The organism is Erwinia sp. HR93 (genome assembly GCF_034555055.1).
Taxonomy (GTDB): domain Bacteria; phylum Pseudomonadota; class Gammaproteobacteria; order Enterobacterales; family Enterobacteriaceae; genus Apirhabdus; species Apirhabdus apintestini.
In genome coordinates this window covers 756202-776199 of sequence record NZ_JAXUDP010000001.1, presented here as the reverse complement: position 1 = coordinate 776199, position 19998 = coordinate 756202, and the positions used below count along the sequence as shown (strand labels likewise).

The 19998-nt window shown below is 49.4% G+C and carries 14 protein-coding genes and 1 tRNA gene; 11 read left to right on the top strand and 4 right to left on the bottom strand.

Annotated features, from left to right (window positions below):
* Positions 1–10 precede the first annotated feature (10 nt).
* Positions 11–604 carry a helix-turn-helix transcriptional regulator gene (locus SFA31_RS03735; RefSeq protein WP_322836765.1) on the bottom strand — a complete coding sequence of 198 codons (594 nt, stop codon included), beginning with the start codon at positions 602–604 and terminating at the stop codon, positions 11–13.
* Between the two features lie 726 nt (positions 605–1330).
* Positions 1331–2155, bottom strand: a complete 825-nt coding sequence (gene fdhD / locus SFA31_RS03730; protein ID WP_416208316.1) for a formate dehydrogenase accessory sulfurtransferase FdhD — start codon at positions 2153–2155, stop codon at positions 1331–1333.
* A 156-nt stretch (positions 2156–2311) separates the two neighbouring features.
* On the opposite strand from fdhD, the gene fdnG reads away from it, so the two are divergent.
* From fdnG to SFA31_RS03705, 5 genes are all read left to right on the top strand, one after another.
* The gene (gene fdnG / locus SFA31_RS03725) at positions 2312–5359 is read left to right on the top strand and encodes a formate dehydrogenase-N subunit alpha (RefSeq protein ID WP_322836763.1); all 3048 of its coding nucleotides are present in this window, start codon (positions 2312–2314) and stop codon (positions 5357–5359) included.
* 12 nt (positions 5360–5371) lie between these two features.
* Complete coding sequence (fdxH, locus tag SFA31_RS03720) at positions 5372–6274, top strand: formate dehydrogenase subunit beta (protein ID WP_322836762.1); 903 nt, start codon at positions 5372–5374, stop codon at positions 6272–6274.
* Positions 6271–6906: a formate dehydrogenase cytochrome b556 subunit gene (fdoI, locus tag SFA31_RS03715; RefSeq protein ID WP_322836761.1), complete on the top strand. Its 636-nt coding sequence runs from the start codon at positions 6271–6273 to the stop codon at positions 6904–6906. The genes fdxH and fdoI overlap by 4 nt, the downstream gene beginning before the upstream one ends.
* Before the next feature lie 294 nt (positions 6907–7200).
* Positions 7201–8130: a formate dehydrogenase accessory protein FdhE gene (fdhE, locus tag SFA31_RS03710; RefSeq protein WP_322836760.1), complete on the top strand. Its 930-nt coding sequence runs from the start codon at positions 7201–7203 to the stop codon at positions 8128–8130.
* A 348-nt stretch (positions 8131–8478) separates the two neighbouring features.
* Positions 8479–8573 (top strand) — tRNA-Sec (locus SFA31_RS03705).
* Positions 8574–8754: 181 nt separating this feature from the next.
* Here SFA31_RS03705 and ligB read toward each other — a convergent pair.
* Positions 8755–10455 (bottom strand): NAD-dependent DNA ligase LigB, encoded by a 1701-nt coding sequence (gene ligB, locus SFA31_RS03700; protein WP_322836759.1) that lies wholly within the window; start codon positions 10453–10455, stop codon positions 8755–8757.
* A gap of 301 nt (positions 10456–10756) precedes the next feature.
* On the opposite strand from ligB, the gene gmk reads away from it, so the two are divergent.
* From gmk to recG, 5 genes are read left to right on the top strand one after another with little or no spacing between them, the layout of a single operon-like run.
* A complete protein-coding gene (gmk, locus tag SFA31_RS03695; RefSeq protein ID WP_322839281.1) occupies positions 10757–11380 on the top strand; it encodes a guanylate kinase in 624 nt (207 codons plus the stop codon).
* 55 nt (positions 11381–11435) lie between these two features.
* Entirely contained in the window at positions 11436–11711 is a 276-nt protein-coding gene (rpoZ, locus tag SFA31_RS03690) for a DNA-directed RNA polymerase subunit omega (protein ID WP_322836758.1), read from the top strand.
* 20 nt (positions 11712–11731) lie between these two features.
* Complete coding sequence (gene spoT, locus SFA31_RS03685; protein ID WP_322836757.1) at positions 11732–13843, top strand: bifunctional GTP diphosphokinase/guanosine-3',5'-bis pyrophosphate 3'-pyrophosphohydrolase; 2112 nt, start codon at positions 11732–11734, stop codon at positions 13841–13843.
* Positions 13844–13846: 3 nt separating this feature from the next.
* Complete coding sequence (gene trmH, locus SFA31_RS03680; protein WP_322836756.1) at positions 13847–14536, top strand: tRNA (guanosine(18)-2'-O)-methyltransferase TrmH; 690 nt, start codon at positions 13847–13849, stop codon at positions 14534–14536.
* 3 nt (positions 14537–14539) lie between these two features.
* Positions 14540–16621, top strand: a complete 2082-nt coding sequence (recG, locus tag SFA31_RS03675; RefSeq protein ID WP_322836755.1) for an ATP-dependent DNA helicase RecG — start codon at positions 14540–14542, stop codon at positions 16619–16621.
* 18 nt (positions 16622–16639) lie between these two features.
* Here recG and SFA31_RS03670 read toward each other — a convergent pair whose 3' ends face one another.
* Positions 16640–18097 carry a GGDEF domain-containing protein gene (locus tag SFA31_RS03670; RefSeq protein ID WP_322836754.1) on the bottom strand — a complete coding sequence of 486 codons (1458 nt, stop codon included), beginning with the start codon at positions 18095–18097 and terminating at the stop codon, positions 16640–16642.
* Positions 18098–18566: 469 nt separating this feature from the next.
* Between SFA31_RS03670 and SFA31_RS03665 the strand changes: the two genes are divergently transcribed.
* Positions 18567–19958, top strand: coding sequence for a uracil-xanthine permease family protein (locus tag SFA31_RS03665; protein ID WP_322836753.1), 1392 nt, complete (start codon positions 18567–18569; stop codon positions 19956–19958).
* The last annotated feature ends 40 nt before the right edge of the window (positions 19959–19998 follow it).

Here is a 19998-nt window from a genome sequence, read left to right as displayed (position 1 = left end):
GTTTAAAACATTAGCGACCTGTAAAACTAAATTCGCCATCCAAACCCAAAGCCCATGCTTTAACCACCAATTCAGGAAGGCTCACAACATTTAATTCACTCATGGCAATACGCTTATGTAAACTCACTGTTTTGATATCAATATTGCGAACATGAGAAATTCTTTTAGGCGGCATTCCGGACAACAATAACGCCAGCGTACGGGTAATTGTCTCAGGGATTTTTTCTTGTTTTGAATTTGTAGCAGAAAAACCCAATTCCTTACGCTCAACAAAGAAGGAAAACAATAACGCATTAACCAATTTGACTGTCGCATAAATTGGTACAAATATAATTTCACCTAATGAGCGCAAGTTGGACAAAATGCGCATATGTGACTCAAGACAAAAGATGATGCTTTTTTTGTTCTTATCGGCTTTCTGAACAAAGAAACACACGTCCAGCAGCCTGGGCAAAACCCAAAAATCGGGGAGAGAGGAATTGTCGTTTTTTAAGGGAGTAAATACGGCAAAAAAGTCAGTCAGTAGTTCCTGAACACCGCATATATAGAACCTATCTTGTCCATATATATTTACTACCGTATCGTGACAAACAATACTTGCCATCTTCGCCTCCATGCGCTGCTAATATAAATGTTTCTTAGCAGTCATCACATTTAACTCTTCGACAACAAGTATCCTAATGTTGTCATTCAAATACAGAATAACCGCTGTATTTTTTACAGAGCAAGATAAATTCCAGTGGGTGTGGATAATTCTTAGTTCATTTTCCTAGGCAATAATCTTAGCAAGATCATTAAAAAAATAAACACGATTTGAACAATAAATAGTAGTTTTATTGATAGGTGTCAGCTATCGTGTTTATGAATTTATTCGAAAAAACCAATGAAGCATACCGAGAGTAATTTATATAATTATCAATAAATTATATTATCCACCTCTCATCTGCGGCTATAATTTCGACAGGCAAACAAACGAAATGCGTGGAGCTGAATGCAAAACCAGGTGAAAAACTGATTACGGACAAATCCATCAGAAAATGTTTACATCTCCAGACAGTGAATATCATGTTAAGTAAAAAACACTTTTCTTTAAATCATCACAACAAAACAGGGTGCTATTTCCCTCATATATAAATAAAGTGTTGTAATGTACTAAATGCGAAAGTAAATCATTAATTACTGCAGCATTTTAAATATCCGTAAAAGAAAGAGTTTTTCTGTAAAAATGATACGCTATTCTCAATAAATGCGAAAAATTGTCATGTATGGCGCTTTACCCGCAATAAATGAGGCTACTTGTGTATTTAAATCCCAATAACAATAATAACTATCAGTACAGCCGCTGAGGGTGAGTATATACAATTGCCCGCCCCGGCCGACTAAAACCGACTAGCGTCAGGTTATAGCGCTGTGCCATGTCCACGGCCATGGCCGTTGCCGCAGAAACGGCAAATAGAATTTCAACGCCACACATGGCCGCTTTCTGTACCATCTCATAGCTCGCCCGGCTAGAAACCAGCGCGGCACCATGTCGCCATGATTCGCGGCAGCGGCGCCCTAAAAGTTTATCCAGCGCGACGTGCCGACCAACGTCTTCATGTCCCCCCAGAACATCACCCTGCGGCGAGACCCAGACGGCAGCATGCGTACAGCCAGTCAGCCGCCCAACCGGTTGAAAACGCTTAAGCTGAGTCAGACTGTTATCGAGCATCGCTAATTCAAAACGCTGAGTAAATGCCAGCGGCGTAACCGCTCTTCCTATATCGCTAAGCTGCTCAACGCCGCACACGCCACAGCCGGTACGGCCGGCTAACTGACGACGTCGCTCTTTTAACCCCATAAAACGGCGGCTGGAAAGTTCAATTTGCACTTCAAAACCGTTGCAACGCTGAATGACATCCATGCCGTAAATATCGCTCGGAGCGTCGATAATACCTTCCGATAATGAGAAACCAAGCGCGAAAAGCTCCAAATCTTTCGGCGTCGTCATCATCACCACATGAGAAATGCCGTTATATACCAGCGCAACCGGCGCTTCTTCAGCTAACCAGTCTTCTCCTTCATGCAGAAAATCCGCGCGCGACCATATGGTGGCAGAACGATAACATGTGAAATCCATCACATCTTCCGCCTTATTATTGAGCGTTTTATTCACTTTGTTTTAACCGTATTAGAACAACATTCACTGCATTATGATATTCTGTAACCATTACCCCTCATCTAAAGGGGGGAATAGGTCAATATTGAACCTTTGTGGCGCAGACCGCAAAAAAACTACACATGTGACAATGTCGAGAACAAGGAGCACACCATGCAGGTCAGCAGAAGGCAGTTCTTTAAGATCTGCGCTGGCGGTATGGCGGGCACAACGGCCGCCGCGCTGGGCTTTGCGCCCGCAATTGCGCTGGCGGAAACGCGGCAATATAAATTATTGCGCACCCGTGAAACCCGCCAGACATGTACATACTGTTCCGTTGGCTGCGGGCTGTTAATGTACAGCCAGGGCGACGGCGCAAAAAATGCAAAAGCATCCATTTTTCATATCGAAGGCGATCCGGATCATCCCGTAAATCGCGGTGCATTGTGCCCGAAAGGGGCGGGTCTGGTGGACTTTATACATAGCGAAAGCCGTCTGAAATACCCTGAATATCGCGCCCCCGGCTCCGATAAATGGCAGCAAATAAGCTGGGATGATGCCTTTGAGCGAATCGCGGCCCTCATGAAAAAGGATCGCGATGCGAATTTCATCGCTCAAAACACCAAGGGCACAACGGTAAACCGCTGGCTCTCTACCGGCATGCTATGCGCATCTGCTTCCAGCAACGAAACCGGCTATTTAACGCAAAAATTTACGCGCGCGCTCGGCATGCTCGCGGTGGATAACCAGGCACGCGTTTGACACGGACCTACGGTAGCAAGTCTTGCTCCAACGTTCGGTCGCGGCGCGATGACCAACCACTGGGTTGACATTAAGAACGCCAATCTTGTTGTCGTCATGGGCGGAAACGCGGCTGAAGCACATCCGGTGGGATTCCGTTGGGCAATGGAGGCCAAAATCCATAACGGTGCGAAGCTCATTGTTATCGATCCAAGGTTTACCCGAACGGCATCTGTTGCCGATTTTTACACGCCTATTCGCTCAGGCACCGATATCGCCTTCCTGTCGGGCGTATTGTTGTATCTCATTAATAACAACAAAGTTAACCGCGAATACGTTGAGGCTTACACTAACGCCAGCCTGATTGTGCGGGAAGATTACGGTTTTGATGACGGCCTGTTTACCGGCTACGATGCCGAAAAACGCCAATATGACAAAACAAGCTGGCATTATGAGCTGGACGAAAACGGGTTTGCCAAACGCGACGTCACGCTCAAAAACCCACGCTGCGTATGGAATTTACTTAAAGCTCACGTCGCGCGCTATACCCCAGAAATGGTAGAGACTATCTGCGGCACACCGAAAGCCGACTTCCTGAAGGTCTGTGAATATATTGCGGAAACCAGCGCGAAGGACAGAACTGCCTCTTTCCTTTATGCGCTCGGCTGGACCCAGCACTCAATCGGTGCACAAAATATTCGCACGATGGCAATGGTGCAGCTCCTGCTCGGCAATATGGGCATGGCAGGCGGTGGGGTTAACGCGCTGCGCGGCCACTCCAATATCCAGGGTCTGACAGATATTGGCCTGTTATCAACCAGCCTGCCGGGATATATGTCGCTGCCAAGCGAAAATCAAACGGATCTCGCCACTTATCTTGCAGCCAATACCCCGCAACCGCTGCTCAAAGGGCAGGTCAATTACTGGGGCAATTATCCAAAATTCTTTGTCTCTATGATGAAGGCGTTCTTTGGTGATAAAGCCACTAAGGATAACGCGTGGGGATTTGACTGGTTGCCGAAATGGGACAAAAGCTACGATGTCCTGCAATATTTCGAGATGATGCACCAGGGCAAGGTCAATGGTTATATTTGCCAGGGCTTCAATCCAGTCGCTTCCTTCCCTGACAAAAATAAAGTGGTCGCATCGCTCAGTAAGCTGAAGTTCCTGGTGACAATTGATCCACTAACCACCGAAACATCTACCTTCTGGCAGAATCACGGTGAATCCAATGACGTGGACCCGGCGTCGATTCAAACCGAAGTATTCCGGCTACCCTCTACCTGTTTCGCGGAAGAAAACGGTTCTATCGTTAACTCCGGACGCTGGCTTCAGTGGCACTGGAAAGGTGCCGACGCTCCAGGCATCGCCCTGAATGACGGCGAAATTCTGGCCGGAATATTCATGCGCCTGCGCAATATGTATCAGCGTGACGGCGGTGCTACCCCAGAGCCAGTGCTCAATATGACCTGGAATTATCGCACGCCGCAAGCGCCTGCATCAGAAGAGGTCGCTCAGGAAAGCAACGGGAAAGCACTGGCAGACATCCTCGATGACAAAGGCAATACGCTGGCGAAAAAAGGCGAGCAGCTTTCCACCTTTGCGCATTTGCGCGACGATGGCACTACCGCCAGCGGCTGCTGGATCTTCGCCGGTAGCTGGACACCGGAAGGCAATCAAATGGCGCGGCGCGACAACGCAGATCCATCCGGCCTTGGCAACACGCTCGGCTGGTCTTGGGCCTGGCCGCTCAATCGCCGCATTCTATATAACCGCGCCTCGGCGGACCCCCAGGGAAAACCGTGGGATCCCAAACGCAAACTGTTGGAATGGACCGGCGACAAATGGAGCGGCATCGATATTCCGGATTACAGCACCGCCGCGCCGGACAGCGACGTCGGGCCGTTTATTATGCAGCCGGAAGGTATGGGGCGTTTATTCGCTATCGACAAAATGGCAGAAGGCCCATTCCCGGAACACTATGAGCCGTTTGAAACGCCTCTGGGTACCAATCCATTGCATCCGAACGTCATTTCTAACCCGGCAGCTCGCGTGTTCCAACACGATCTCGACGCAATGGGGAAAGCCGATAAATACCCTTATGTGGGTACCACGTACCGCTTAACCGAGCATTTCCATTTCTGGACCAAACACGCTCTGCTGAACGCTATCGCACAGCCGGAACAGTTTGTGGAGATTGGCGAAACGCTGGCGGGCAAGCTGGGCATCGCGCAGGGAGATACGGTCAAAGTCTCCTCAAATCGCGGCTACATTAAAGCGAAAGCGGTAGTTACCAAGCGTATTCGTACGCTGAAGGTGCACGATCGAGAGGTAGATACCATCGGTATTCCGATTCACTGGGGATATGAAGGCGTCGCGAAAAAAGGCTTTATAGCTAACACGCTTACGCCGTTTGTCGGTGATGCCAATACACAAACGCCTGAATTTAAAGCATTCCTGGTGAATGTAGAAAAGGTGTAACGGAGACGAACTATGGCTTATCAATCTCAGGATGTCATTCGCCGCTCCGCCACAAACGGATTTACACCGGCACCCCAGGCGCGCAGCCATCAGGAACCGGTTGCGAAGCTTATCGACGTTACGACCTGTATCGGCTGCAAGGCCTGCCAGGTCGCGTGCTCTGAGTGGAACGACATCCGCGATCGGGTAGGACACAACGTGGGGGTATATGATAACCCGGCGGATCTTACTGCCCAATCCTGGACCATCATGCGTTTTTCCGAGGTTGAGGAGAACGGCAAGCTGGAATGGCTGATTCGTAAAGATGGGTGCATGCACTGCGCTGACCCGGGCTGTTTAAAGGCGTGTCCTTCATCTGGCGCTATCATTCAATATGCTAACGGCATAGTAGATTTCCAGTCAGAGCACTGCATCGGCTGCGGATACTGCATCGCGGGCTGCCCGTTTGACGTACCGCGTCTTAACCCGGAAGATAATCGCGTCTATAAATGCACACTGTGTGTCGATCGCGTTAATGTTGGTCAAGAACCGGCCTGCGTGAAAACTTGCCCTACCGGTGCCATTCACTTTGGCACTAAAGAGGACATGACTACGCTCGCCGGCGAGCGGGTGGCGGAGCTAAAAACCCGCGGCTACGATAACGCAGGCTTGTACGACCCGGCGGGCGTAGGAGGAACGCATGTCATGTACGTATTGCATCATGCCGATAAACCAACGCTGTATCACGGCTTGCCGGAGAACCCGGAAATTAGCCAAACGGTAAAATTCTGGAAAGGTATCTGGAAGCCGCTTGCCGCCGTAGGTTTTGCCGCAACCTTTGCTGCCAGCATCTTCCACTATGTTGGCATTGGGCCTAACCGACCGGATGAAGAAGACGATAATCTCCACAATGAAAGAGACGAGGTGCGTAAATGAAACGTCGTGATACCCTCGTGCGCTATACCGCGCCGGAACGTATTAACCACTGGGTTACCGCGTTCTGCTTTTTGCTCGTTGCCGTCAGCGGGTTGGGGTTCTTTTTCCCTTCATTTAACTGGCTGATGTATATCTTAGGCACACCGCAGCTTGCCCGCATTCTTCATCCATTCATCGGTGTGGCGATGTTCGCCTCTTTCATCATCATGTTCTTTCACTACTGGCGTCATAACTTGCCCAATCGCGAAGATATTGTGTGGGCAAAAAACATCCGCAAAATAGTGACGAATAAAGACGTCGGCGATATTGGGCGCTATAACCTTGGGCAGAAATTTATCTTCTGGAGCGCTATTTTGCTACTGGCATTGTTGCTTATCAGCGGCATCATTATCTGGCGCCCTTGGTTTGCCCCTGCGTTCTCCATTCCAGTTGTCCGTTTTGGGCTTATGCTGCACTCCTTTGCAGGCGTGGGATTAATTATCATTATCATGATACATATCTATGCCGCACTGTGGGTTAAGGGCTCGGTTACCGCCATGGTTGAGGGCTGGGTTACCCGCCCATGGGCTAAAAAACATCATCCACGCTGGTACCGGGAAACGCAGGAAAAAGCGCAGAAACCGACAGACTGATCCACTGGTAGCATTTTGACTTCTCAGGACGGGGGAAACCCCGCCTGTATTCAGCCACGCACTATCCATCTGATTCCCCGTATTTTGACAAAGAAGCACCCGCCTCTCTTCTATCAAATAGGCTGCTTTATTGCCCTTGATTAGCGGTTTTCCTGCGATTCTTGTTATTATGGGCGCATCATGTGCCACACTTCGGATAATGTGGAGGCGGTTATTCGGGCGATAACTCCCGGACACAATATCCTATAATCCGCCTTTCGTTATGCTAACGCCCGGAGTTAAAAGGAAAACAGAATGAGTATTCGCATCATCCCGCAAGATAAGCTGACGAAGGGCGAAAAACAGGCTGGCGATACAATTCCGCCGCTGTTATTTCCTCGCTTAAAAAATCTTTATAACCGCCGTGCAGAGCGCCTGCGCGAACTCGCGAATAATAATCCGCTGGGCGAATACCTGCGCTTTGCTGCACAAATCACCCATGCGCAAGAAGTCGTACTTTACGATCACCCACTAGAGATAGATTTGACGGCCCGCTTACAAGAAGCAGCTGAGCAGGGTAAGCCGCCGCTTGATATCCACGTAATACCACGCGATAAGCACTGGCACCGCCTGCTACATTCGCTTATCGCAGAATTGAAACCTGAAATGAGCGGCCCCGCGCTGGCTGTGATTGAAAATCTGGAAAAAGCCTCTGACCAGGAGCTGGAAGAGATGGCTGATACGCTTTTTAACGGAGATTTCAATCAGGTTAGTAGCGACAAAGCGCCTTTCATTTGGGCCGCGCTCTCTCTGTACTGGGCGCAAATGGCCAGTAAAATTCCCGGCAAAGCTCGCGCTGAATACGGTGAGCAGCGCCAATTCTGCCCGGTGTGCGGCAGTATGCCGGTTTCAAGCATGGTGCATATAGGCACAACTAATGGCCTTCGTTATCTGCACTGTAATTTGTGTGAAACCGAATGGCACGTCGTGCGCGTGAAATGCAGCAATTGCGAACAAACGCGCGATCTTCATTACTGGTCACTAGAAAGTGAAGCCTCCGCCATTAAGGCCGAAAGCTGTGGCGACTGCGGTACGTATCTAAAAATCCTCTATCAGGAAAAGGATGCCGGTGTCGAAGCCGTCGCTGATGACCTGGCCTCACTGATGCTGGATGCCCGCATGGAGCAAGAAGGCTTTGCCCGTAGTAGCATCAACCCCTTCCTATTCCCAGGCGAAGGGGAGTAAATGTAAGCATCCACCCGCGCATGCGGGTGGAATTTACACCGACGATCGTAATACTCACATTGTCAGCCTCCTGGCCTGCCAGCGTACAAAACTCTGACACATACCGTTATCGCTAAATGCACTTAATGCACTTAATGCACTGCAATAATAACGACCATAATTTGAGTACAAAGTGATTAAAAGCGCCTTATGCCCAGTTCTTTTGGCTATCTGAGTCCGTATCACCGACAGTGAGTTAAAGCAACGCACGTGCTGGTGTCGCTTTATTTATAATAAACCGACACGATTATTTGGTTGTAGGGCGAAACCCGGTATAATGCGGCCGCCTCCATGTAGCAATGAAGGTATGGAAGATCGTCGTCTCCGGTGAGGCGGCTGGACTTCAAATCCAGTTGGGGCCGCCAGCGGTCCCGGGCAGGTTCGACTCCTGTGATCTTCCGCCACTTCGTTAATACTTACTTCTAATGATCCTTCTAACTTCATGAGTGACCATACTCATTTTTAAATAGCAGCGAACATCAGATTACCTTCAGTTTCTGCCTGCCAGGACAATTTGCGCTTCACGCCTACAGCTTTATAACCCATGACTGAACAAATTATCTTCACGGCTTGTAAGATCGATTTTTACTTCCCTGCCCGTTGAAATACCTCCACGCCCTGCGCCGATAACCAGTCAGCCAATGCAGTAATCTGCGGGTGCTTAAGTATTTCTACAATCTGTCTTGCCCGTACGGTGCCAATACCCGGCAATAGCGCCCAGTCTCGTTTATTACGCGCCAGCAGCTCCCCCCAACGCACATCTGATATCGTCGCAAGCGTCGCTTCTGGCAGAGGTATGCCAAGCGCTTTAACCCAGCGCTTCAATGGCATCCGGCGCGTTAAATTAAAGCGATGCCAGATTTGGCGCGCACGCTGCGGTGTAAACCCCGGCACCAGTGCTAAATCCTGCGGCGACAGCGTTAGCCAGGAAAAAATATGTTCAAAGTGAAACGCCTGAGACATAACCTGCCATCTGGCAGGGCCGATACCCGCCAGATCTAATACCTCCCTGTGACTAAGACGATTTAATCGCCCTTGAAACTGAGCGTGGCAGGGAGCAGTGAGCCAAAGGCAACCCATGAGCTGCCCACGGGACGGCGCATTAGGTAGCTCCCGATGCACCGCTCTCCACACTACGCGTTCCAGCCGCGGTATACCCTGGCCCGCCAGCGCAACGCTTACTAAATCCCCCGGTGCAACATCATGTTCCCGCAAACGCTCAGGGGAGCCGACGTTCACGCGCATCACACGCTTATCGTCAATCATCACCGGTTCCAGCACTAATATTGCAGTCACTTTCCCGGTTCGCCCGGTCCGAAACACCACCTGACGCACCTGCGTCACTTTCTCTGCAGCAGAATATTTCCACGCTGCCAGCCAGTCGCCCGTCCCGGGACGCCAGAGATGTCCTGCAGGCTCGTGCTCCTGGCGTATCACAATGCCGTCTGTCACAAACGGCAACGCAGAGGTAAACCAGTGTTCGCGCAGCGATGCAACTTCACGAATATCCCGAACGGGGACGCTCCATTGATGTACATATTCAAACCCCGCCAGCTGCAATGCGCTCAGGCGTGCCTTCATCGTTCCGGGGCCATTAGGCCACGCCCAAATAAATACACCGATATCTTTATTAGGTGCACCGGAGTCCATTTTACGACGCATTAATGTTCCAGCCACTAGTGCGCGTGCATTCACGCCACCATCCTTACGTTGAATGTGTCCCTCACGCCTTAAAAACAATTCTCCCTGTAGTACGCTGTTCTTTAGCTCACCGGACACACGCTGTGGGATAGAAGCCAGCCGCCGGATATTTTCAGTCCAGTCTTCACCGTACAATCCATCGCCACGGCTTATCGCACGTGCCAGTTCACCGTTGTGATAAACGAGTGTTACCGCCACGCCGTCTACTTTTGGTTGCGCCCATAATCTCTGCTTACCCGTTATCCATGCCGAGACCGCCTGTTCATCGTGTAGTTTATTCACACCGGTATGCGCAACCGGATGAGCGATTTTTCCGCGCCCGGGAAAGTACTTATTTTCTTCAGAAACGCCAGGTTTAAAACAGCGCCGCCAGTGCGCTAACCGAGCCTGTACACTATCGTAGAGCGAATCGTCTATCAGGCTTTCCCCTTGCTGAAAATATGCTTTATCCCAGCGTGCTATTTGAGCGGCCAAACGATCGATTTCCTGCGCTGCCGCTGCCGGTGACCAGGCAGGACACATTCCTGATGCGCCAGCGCAGAAGGTCCCTATCCATAAACACAGCGCACCTACGACACCTCTCATTATGTCCTCACTCATCATCCCGTACTCTCGCATCGAGAAGACTACCTAACGCTATCTTACCGAAACAGTATCGCCTTTCAGTTTTCCGCTCCTGATTCCAGGCTTATTGATGATATTGCATGCATAATGTAAAAAAATGCGCGCAAGATAGAACGAAGCCGTCACGTTATCGCTATCGGGTTTAAAAGCTTTGCCTTATAAAGTTCGAGTGTTTAAGGTAACAAACGCGACGCACGGCCAGTGCTCTGTGTATAATCAGGGCTATTAATGTTCTCGTTAATTCATGCGAAATATATTATTCATGGCATACGGCACGCTTTATATCGTTTCAGCCCCCAGCGGCGCGGGGAAATCCAGCCTGATTCAGGCTTTACTAAAAACTCAGCCTCTGTATGACACTCAGGTTTCTGTTTCACATACCACGCGCCAGCCGCGGCCAGGCGAGTCACACGGCGAACACTATTACTTTGTCGATCGCGATGAGTTTGAGGCAATGATTGCCCGGGATGCTTTCCTTGAACACGCCGAGGTTTTCGGCAACTTTTATGGAACCTCGCGCGAAACTATCGAACAGGTGCTGGCCACCGGAGTCGATATTTTTCTGGATATTGACTGGCAGGGCGCTCAGCAAATTCGGCAAAAAATGCCCCATTCGCGCAGTATTTTTATTTTGCCGCCGTCTAAAGATGAGCTAAATCGCCGCCTGCGTGGTCGCGGGCAAGACAGTGAAGAAGTTATCGCACGTCGTATGGCGCAGGCCGTGACAGAAATGAGTCATTATGCGGAATATGATTATCTCATCGTCAATGACGACTTTGATACGGCATTGGGGGATTTAAAAACTATCATTCGCGCCGAGCGTCTGCGCATGGAGCGTCAAAAACAGCGTCATGACGCTTTAATCAGCAAATTAATGGCGGACTAAGGCAATATTCGGGTATTATTCCCAGTCATTTCTTCATCTGTGGAGCACTTTTATTATGGCACGCGTAACTGTTCAGGACGCTGTAGAAAAAATTGGTAATCGTTTTGACCTGGTACTGGTCGCCGCACGTCGCGCTCGTCAGATGCAGGTGGGCGGTAAAGATCCGCTGGTACCGGAAGAAAACGATAAATCCACCGTTATTGCGCTCCGAGAAATCGAAGATGGGTTAATTAACAACCAGATTCTCGATGTGCGCGAACGTCAGGAACAGCAAGAGCAGGAAGCCGCTGAATTACAGGCCGTTACCGCAATTGCTGAAGGTCGTCGTTAATTACAGTTTGCGGGTAGCCCTTGTATCTGTTTGAAAGCCTGAATCAGCTGATTCAATCCTATTTGCCTGCGGACCAAATAAAACGGCTTCAGCAGGCTTATTTAGTCGCACGTGACGCTCACGAGGGCCAAGCACGTTCAAGCGGTGAACCCTATATTACACACCCGGTAGCGGTGGCCTGTATTCTGGCCGAGATGAAGCTCGACTATGAAACGCTGATGGCCGCGCTACTGCACGATGTTATCGAAGATACTCCGGCCACCTATCAGGATATGGAACAACTGTTTGGCAAAAGCGTCGCCGAACTGGTTGAAGGCGTATCCAAGCTGGATAAATTGAAGTTTCGCGATAAGAAAGAGGCGCAGGCCGAAAACTTTCGCAAAATGATTATGGCGATGGTGCAGGACATTCGTGTCATCCTGATTAAGCTCGCCGATCGTACACATAACATGCGTACCTTGGGCGCTCTGCGCCCGGACAAACGTCGCCGTATTGCCAAAGAAACGCTGGAAATCTACAGTCCTTTGGCCCATCGTCTGGGTATCCATAATTTAAAAACCGAGCTTGAAGAACTGGGTTTTGAAGCGCTTTATCCAAACCGCTACCGCGTTATTAGAAAAGTAGTCAAAGCCGCGCGCGGTAACCGGAAAGAGATGATTCAAAAAATCCTCTCGGAAATCGACGGGCGTCTTCAGGAGGCCGGGATTTCCTGCCGGGTCAGCGGTCGCGAAAAGCATCTCTACTCCATTTATTGCAAGATGGTGCTGAAAGAGCAGCGCTTCCATTCCATTATGGATATTTATGCATTTCGCGTGGTCGTGAAAGACGTCGATACTTGCTACCGCGTACTCGGCCAAATGCACAACCTGTATAAACCCCGCCCCGGGCGCGTGAAAGACTATATTGCCATTCCCAAAGCGAACGGTTATCAGTCGCTGCATACTTCGATGATCGGCCCGCACGGGGTTCCGGTTGAAGTTCAGATCCGAACCGAAGATATGGATCAGATGGCAGAAATGGGTGTTGCTGCCCACTGGGCCTATAAAGAGCACGGGGAAAGCAGCACCACGGCGCAAATCCGCGCTCAGCGCTGGATGCAAAGCCTGCTTGAATTACAGCAAAGTGCGGGCAGTTCCTTTGAATTTATCGAGAGCGTAAAATCCGATCTATTTCCGGATGAGATTTATGTTTTCACCCCTGAAGGGCGTATTGTTGAATTACCTGCTGGCGCCACGCCGGTTGATTTTGCCTACGCGGTACATACCGATATCGGCCATGCCTGCGTCGGGGCCCGGGTGGACAGACAGCCTTATCCGCTTTCTCAGCCGCTTTCCAGCGGCCAAACCATTGAAATTATTACTGCACCTGGCGCACGCCCGAATGCGGCATGGCTTAATTTCGTGGTCAGTTCAAAAGCACGCGCGCGCATCCGCCAGATGTTGAAAAACCTAAAGCGCGATGACTCCATCAGCCTGGGCCGGCGCCTGCTCAATCATGCATTAGGCGGCAGTCGTAAACTGGCTGAAATCCCTCAAGAGAATATTCTGCGCGAACTTGAGCGTATGAAACTGGCAACTCTCGACGACCTGCTGGCCGAAATCGGGCTTGGCAATGCGATGAGCGTCGTGGTTGCGCGTAATCTTTTCCAAAGCGCGTCGGGCGCACCGGAGAGTAATTCCGGTAACGGCCATCATTTGCCGATAAAAGGCGCCGATGGCGTATTGATTACTTTTGCGAAGTGTTGCCGTCCGATACCCGGCGATCCTATCATCGCGCACGTTAGCCCGGGGAAAGGGTTGGTTATCCACCATGAGTCTTGCCGTAATATTCGGGGTTACCAAAAAGAACCCGAGAAGTTTATGGGCGTCGAATGGGATAAAGGTATTGAGCAAGAATTTATTACTGAAATTAAGGTGGATATGTTTAACCACCAGGGCGCTCTGGCCAACCTGACCGCGTCTATCAATACCGCTGGCTCCAATATTCAAAGCCTGAACACAGAAGAAAAAGATGGCCGGGTTTACACTACTTTTATTCGCCTGACGGCGAGAGACAGAGTACATCTGGCTAACGTCATGCGCAAAATCCGCGTAATGCCGGACGTTATTAAAGTTAATCGCAACCGAAATTAACCCATGAACCCGAGACGCTACGCACGTATTCGCGAAATGCTCGCCCTGCGCCAGCCAGATTTAACGGTGTGCATGGAGCAGGTGCATAAGCCGCATAATGTCTCGGCAATTATTCGCACGGCGGATGCCGTGGGCGTCCATCAAGTTCACGCGGTATGGCCAGGCAGCCGGATGCGAACCATGTATTCTTCCGCTGCAGGCAGTAACAGTTGGGTGCAGGTGAAAACCCATCCGAACATTACGCAGGCCGTAACCCAACTCAAAGCGCAAGGCATGCAAATCCTCGCTACGCATCTTTCTGATAGCGCCGTCGATTTCCGCGAGATTGATTATACACGCCCGACCTGCATCTTAATGGGTCAAGAGAAAACCGGGATAACGCCTGAAGCGCTGGAGCTGGCCGATCGGGATATCATTATTCCTATGATAGGGATGGTGCAATCTCTAAACGTTTCCGTCGCCTCCGCGCTGATCCTCTATGAAGCTCAGCGGCAGCGCCAAAATGCCGGAATGTATTGTAGGGAAAATAGTTCGCTGCCGTTGGAAGAACAGCAGCGTCTGTTATTCGAGGGGGGCTACCCGGTGCTGGCCAAAGTGGCAAAACGCAAGGGTTTGCCATATCCCCACGTTAACGATATCGGAGACGTTGAGGCTTCTCCGGAATGGTGGACCGCAATGCAAGCGGCAGGTTAACGCATGAAAGGCCAGCTTCTTGACGCCATCCCACTCCAGTCGCTAACCGGCGTCGGTGCCAGTCAAAGTGGAAAACTGGCAAAAATCGGCTTGCACACCGTTCAGGACCTACTGTTACACCTTCCCCTACGCTACGAAGATCGCACCCGTTTATACGCAATAGCCGAGCTCCTGCCGGGCGTACATGCTACCGTGGAAGGCGAAGTCCTGAATAGTAACATCCTCTTCGGACGCCGCCGTATGCTGGTCTGTCAGATAAGCGATGGCAGCGGCATCCTGACCATGCGCTTCTTCAATTTTAACGCTGCGATGAAAAACAGCCTGTTCCCGGGTCGCCGCGTTCAGGCCTGGGGAGAAGCCAGGCGCGGTCAACACGGGCCAGAGATGGCACATCCGGAATACCGTTTGCAGGGTGAAAGTGCGTCTCCGGAGCTTCAGGAGACGCTAACGCCGGTTTATCCAACGACGGAAGGCGTGCGTCAGGCAACGCTTCGGAAGCTTACCGATCGGGCACTGGAGCTACTGGAAAGCTGTGCTATCGCTGAACTACTCCCCGCCGAACTGGCACAAGGGATGATGAGCCTGCCGGAAGCCCTGCGCACACTTCACCGGCCACCACCAACGCTGCAATTGGCGGATTTGGAGAGCGGGCAGCATCCGGCACAGCGCCGCTTAATTATGGAAGAGTTGTTAGCGCATAACTTGAGTATGCTGGCTTTGCGCGCTGGCGCTCGCCGTTATCACACGCAGTCATTGCTCGCAAAAGACGAACTTAAAGCGCAACTTCTGAAAAATTTACCTTTCGAGTCTACCGCCGCCCAGCGGCGCGTCGTCGCAGAGATTGAACGCGATATGGGGCATAACGCGCCAATGATGCGGCTGGTTCAAGGCGATGTCGGTTCAGGGAAAACATTGGTTGCTGCGCTCGCTGCGCTGCGCGCAATCGCTAACGGCCAACAGGTTGCGCTAATGGCCCCAACCGAACTGCTGGCCGAACAACACGCAAATAATTTTCGCGACTGGTTTACTCCACTCGGTATTAACGTTGGCTGGCTGGCGGGTAAGCAAAAAGGGAAGGCGCGTCAGGCACAGCAGGAAGCTATCGCCAGCGGGCAAATCTCTATGATAGTCGGCACGCACGCTATTTTTCAGGAACAAGTCCAGTTTCACGCGTTAGCGCTGGTCATTATCGATGAACAGCATCGCTTCGGAGTACATCAGCGCCTCGCGCTATGGGAAAAAGGCGAACGGCAGGGTTTTCATCCTCATCAATTAATTATGACCGCTACGCCAATACCACGTACGCTGGCAATGACTGCCTATGCCGATCTTGATACTTCAATAATTGACGAGCTTCCCCCGGGCAGAACGCCTGTCACTACCGTTGCAATTGCGGATACTCGCCGCGCTGAGATTATTGCGCGCGTGCAACACGCCTGTCTTAGCGAAGGCCGGCAGTCTTACTGGGTATGTACGCTGATTGAAGAGTCTGATTTGCTCGAAGCGCAGGCCGCTGAAGCTACCTGGCAAGAATTGAAAATCGCGCTGCCGGAGCTTAATGTCGGTCTCGTACACGGTCGAATGAAACCTGCCGAAAAACAGTCGGTTATGCAGGCATTTAAACTTGGCGAGCTGCATTTATTAGTCGCCACTACCGTTATAGAGGTCGGCGTGGATGTTCCCAATGCCAGCCTGATGATTATCGAAAACCCAGAACGTCTTGGCCTGGCTCAGTTGCATCAGTTACGCGGGCGCGTTGGCCGTGGCTCCATCGCCTCTCACTGCGTCCTGCTCTATAAATCTCCGCTCTCCAGAACCGCGCAAAAACGCCTTCAGGTACTGCGCGATAGCAACGACGGCTTTGTTATCGCGCAAAAAGATCTCGAAATTCGCGGCCCTGGCGAACTGCTGGGCGTCCGCCAAACCGGCAACGCCGAATTTAAGGTCGCGGATTTACTGCGCGACGGGGCGCTGATTCCTGAAGTACAGCGCATCGCGCGCCACATTCATGAACGCTATCCGCAGCAGGCTCAGGCGCTGATTGAGCGCTGGATGCCTGAAACCGAGCGCTATTCGAATGCCTGATGCGCTCCCTATACCGCATTAGTTATCGCGGTTGGTATTTCTTTTCATATGATACATATATATATCCGCTTGCTGGAGGCTTTGTTCAATATTCCCTTTTAAAGTAGTAATGCCGTAAGAGAGCGAGACATCTAAACGCTCACTATCAAAAATAAATTCTGTATTTTCTACTTCATGAGAAATCCTGGTGACGACTTTTTCGGCCACAGAAATATCATTCGTATTAAAAATGATAAGAAACTCGTCACCGCCGGTTCTTATAATATAATCGTTATTAACCCTGACCGAACTTTTCATAATAGAGGCGATTTTTTTAAGCACATAGTCTCCGACGCTATGCCCATAATTATCATTTATAATTTTAAATTTATTACAATCAAATACTGCAATAACAACGCGATCTTCAACTAAGTTCAAATGATCAAGAATCCTTCGATTATAAACACCAGTCAGTGGATCAGTGATAATATCACGTACATTGCTATTAATATATTTCCTAATATAGGTATAAGCCATCCCCATAAAGAAAACCACAATTAACATAGGTATAATAAAATAGACGCTTTTCACTACAGTCCCAAAATAAATTCCTGATATTATTGTATGGTTTTCTGATAGTTTAACAATGTATTGTTTAAATAAATGCTTACAATCCCCGTAAATACATATTGCCTTACCCTTACTATCTGTCAACTGCATACTGAAGTCATTCTCCAGGCGCTTGTCGATAAATGGGGTAAGTAAATTTTTCAATTCTGACTGGTTATGGTCATACATCAGCATCGCAATAGGCATATTATTATTAGTAAGAGAATAAACGAAACTCGTGATGCTATACGCATCTTCATTCGACAGGACGTCATGATAAATATTGGTCGAAGTCATACCTTTATAACGTAGTTCCTTCTCGATCTTTCGTTTATAATAATCCGGTGGAGAGGTAAAGTAACGACCTGCGTGAGTTAACATGGCAAGATTATCAATGCTATAATCCTTGAGTGATATCTTTGCAAGGGTATAAATGAAGCCCCTTTCAACTGATAACAAATAACGATTATTTTTTTCAGAGTAACCGGCTATTTGATTAACCTCAGACATCACTTCATCTGTCGATTTTATAAGAATAATAATACTATCACTTATAGGTGTATCAGATTGCAGAGTCCCCATATATGATGCAGTCATATGATCTTTACGTAAATTGAAACCATATATATCTTTAACATGATCATAGTTTCTATTTATTTTCACCTTATCTATTTTATTAATGTTTTCAAAATACCTAACTGTAATAGCATCGGCTATCCTTTCATTATCCATAAAAGTTTGTAGCAGTAGATTATCAAACTTCATGCTCATATTTTTTATAATATCTATATTCTTTGCTAGCGAAAAATAAAAAGCCATTAATAAAAAAAACACAAATATCAAAGAGGTTATTGTATTAAGGATGATATTTTTAGACTTAATCTTCATGCACGATATCCTGGCATCGCTTCATTTTCTGAATAGTATAGTAAAAATTAGCACCATTGTATTTCAGGGCAGCGCCGTACATTACCGCTTATATATTGCGATTTATCTGCTACCGCGACTTTTCCAGGCAGCCATGAAAGGCCTCCGTACTAATACATTTGCATATTAAATGGCACGAAAATGAAAACTATCATATACTTAAGTGTAAGTGCTCCCACCAAGATTGGCAAATCTATTATCTTGCTCTGCATTGCATCGATTTTTCACTCAATAATACCATTTTAAATATGATCGGTAATAATCCAGCCCGGATCGAGCAGAACTTGCCCTTTTAGCAAAGCGCCGGATTGGGCATAGCGGCAATAGTTATCAATCGCGCCCAGATTACTGCCAACACAAAAGCAAACGTTTGCTTTTACATAGGTATCTTAGATAAAATGCCCTTTTTCCACTACGAGATTTCTCAGTAATGTCCGCGAATGTCGCCAGGCCCGATGCTAAAACTCCGTCATCATCAAGCGAACTGATTTATCGACTGGAAGACCGACCACCGCTACCGCAAACATTATTCGCTGCATTACAGCATCTGCTGGCGATGTTTGTTGCTGTAATCACTCCTGCACTATTGATTTGTCAGTCGCTGGGACTACCTGCCGCAGACACCCAGCATATTCTTAGCATGTCCCTGTTCGCCTCCGGTGTGGCATCAATCATCCAAATTAAAGCCTGGGGACCCGTTGGTTCGGGGTTGCTTTCAATCCAGGGCACCAGTTTTAATTTTGTCTCGCCGCTGATTATGGGCGGAATGGCGTTGAAAAATGGCGGCGCGGACACTCCCACGATGATGGCTGCGCTATTTGGCACGCTAATGCTGGCAAGCTGCACGGAAATGATTATCTCGCGAGTATTGCACCTGGCCCGCCGCATTATTACTCCGCTGGTATCCGGCGTGGTGGTCATGATTATCGGGCTTTCGCTCATTCAAACCGGGCTGGTTTCCATCGGCGGGGGCTATGCCGCTATAAACGATCATACGTTTGGCGCGCCTAAAAATCTGTTACTCGCGGGCGTGGTGCTTCTGAGCATTATTTTATTGAATCGCCAGCGTAATCCTTATTTGCGGATTGCATCGCTGGTTATCGCTATGGGGCTGGGTTATTTACTGGCGTGGGTGCTGGATATGCTGCCCACCACACCCACCCACAATGCCGCGTCACCTCTGATAGCGATACCTACACCGCTTTATTATGGCCTTGGCATCGACTGGAATCTGTTACTGCCGCTAATGCTGGTCTTCATGATTACATCGCTGGAAACGATTGGCGATATCACCGCAACGTCCGACGTTTCCGAACAGCCCGTTGCCGGCCCCATATATATGCAGCGCCTGAAAGGCGGCGTGCTGGCAAATGGATTTAACTCTTTTGTCTCCGCCATCTTCAATACGTTTCCCAATTCCTGCTTTGGACAAAACAACGGCGTTATCCAACTGACCGGCGTAGCCAGCCGTCACGTGGGGTTTGTTGTCGCACTAATGTTGATGCTGCTGGGGTTATTTCCTGCCGTAGGCGGATTTGTTCAGCATATTCCGGAACCCGTTCTGGGCGGCGCTACGCTCGTGATGTTTGGCACTATTGCCGCCTCTGGCGTGCGCATTGTATCGCGCGAACCGCTAAACCGGCGCGGCATTATGATCTTAGCGCTGTCGCTTGCTGTAGGGCTTGGCGTTTCACAGCAGCCGCAAATCCTGCAGTTTGCCCCGGAGTGGCTACGGAATCTATTTTCTTCCGGCATCGCCGCCGGGGGAATTACCGCCATTATTTTAAATCTTATCTTCCCAATAGAAACTGAGGAAAAATAATAGCAATTAAACCCGTTGACAGGGAGCTGCAATGGGGATT

Excerpts from the sequence above, each read along its gene's own strand:
- SFA31_RS03735 (WP_322836765.1), bottom strand. The coding sequence starts at position 604 with ATGGCAAGTATTGTTTGTCACGATACGGTAGTAAATATATATGGACAA.
- fdxH (WP_322836762.1), top strand. The coding sequence starts at position 5,372 with ATGGCTTATCAATCTCAGGATGTCATTCGCCGCTCCGCCACAAACGGA.
- fdoI (WP_322836761.1), top strand. The coding sequence starts at position 6,271 with ATGAAACGTCGTGATACCCTCGTGCGCTATACCGCGCCGGAACGTATT.
- fdhE (WP_322836760.1), top strand. The coding sequence starts at position 7,201 with ATGAGTATTCGCATCATCCCGCAAGATAAGCTGACGAAGGGCGAAAAA.
- ligB (WP_322836759.1), bottom strand. The coding sequence starts at position 10,455 with ATGAGAGGTGTCGTAGGTGCGCTGTGTTTATGGATAGGGACCTTCTGC.
- gmk (WP_322839281.1), top strand. The coding sequence starts at position 10,757 with ATGGCATACGGCACGCTTTATATCGTTTCAGCCCCCAGCGGCGCGGGG.
- rpoZ (WP_322836758.1), top strand. The coding sequence starts at position 11,436 with ATGGCACGCGTAACTGTTCAGGACGCTGTAGAAAAAATTGGTAATCGT.
- trmH (WP_322836756.1), top strand. The coding sequence starts at position 13,847 with ATGAACCCGAGACGCTACGCACGTATTCGCGAAATGCTCGCCCTGCGC.
- recG (WP_322836755.1), top strand. The coding sequence starts at position 14,540 with ATGAAAGGCCAGCTTCTTGACGCCATCCCACTCCAGTCGCTAACCGGC.
- SFA31_RS03670 (WP_322836754.1), bottom strand. The coding sequence starts at position 18,097 with ATGAAGATTAAGTCTAAAAATATCATCCTTAATACAATAACCTCTTTG.
- SFA31_RS03665 (WP_322836753.1), top strand. The coding sequence starts at position 18,567 with ATGTCCGCGAATGTCGCCAGGCCCGATGCTAAAACTCCGTCATCATCA.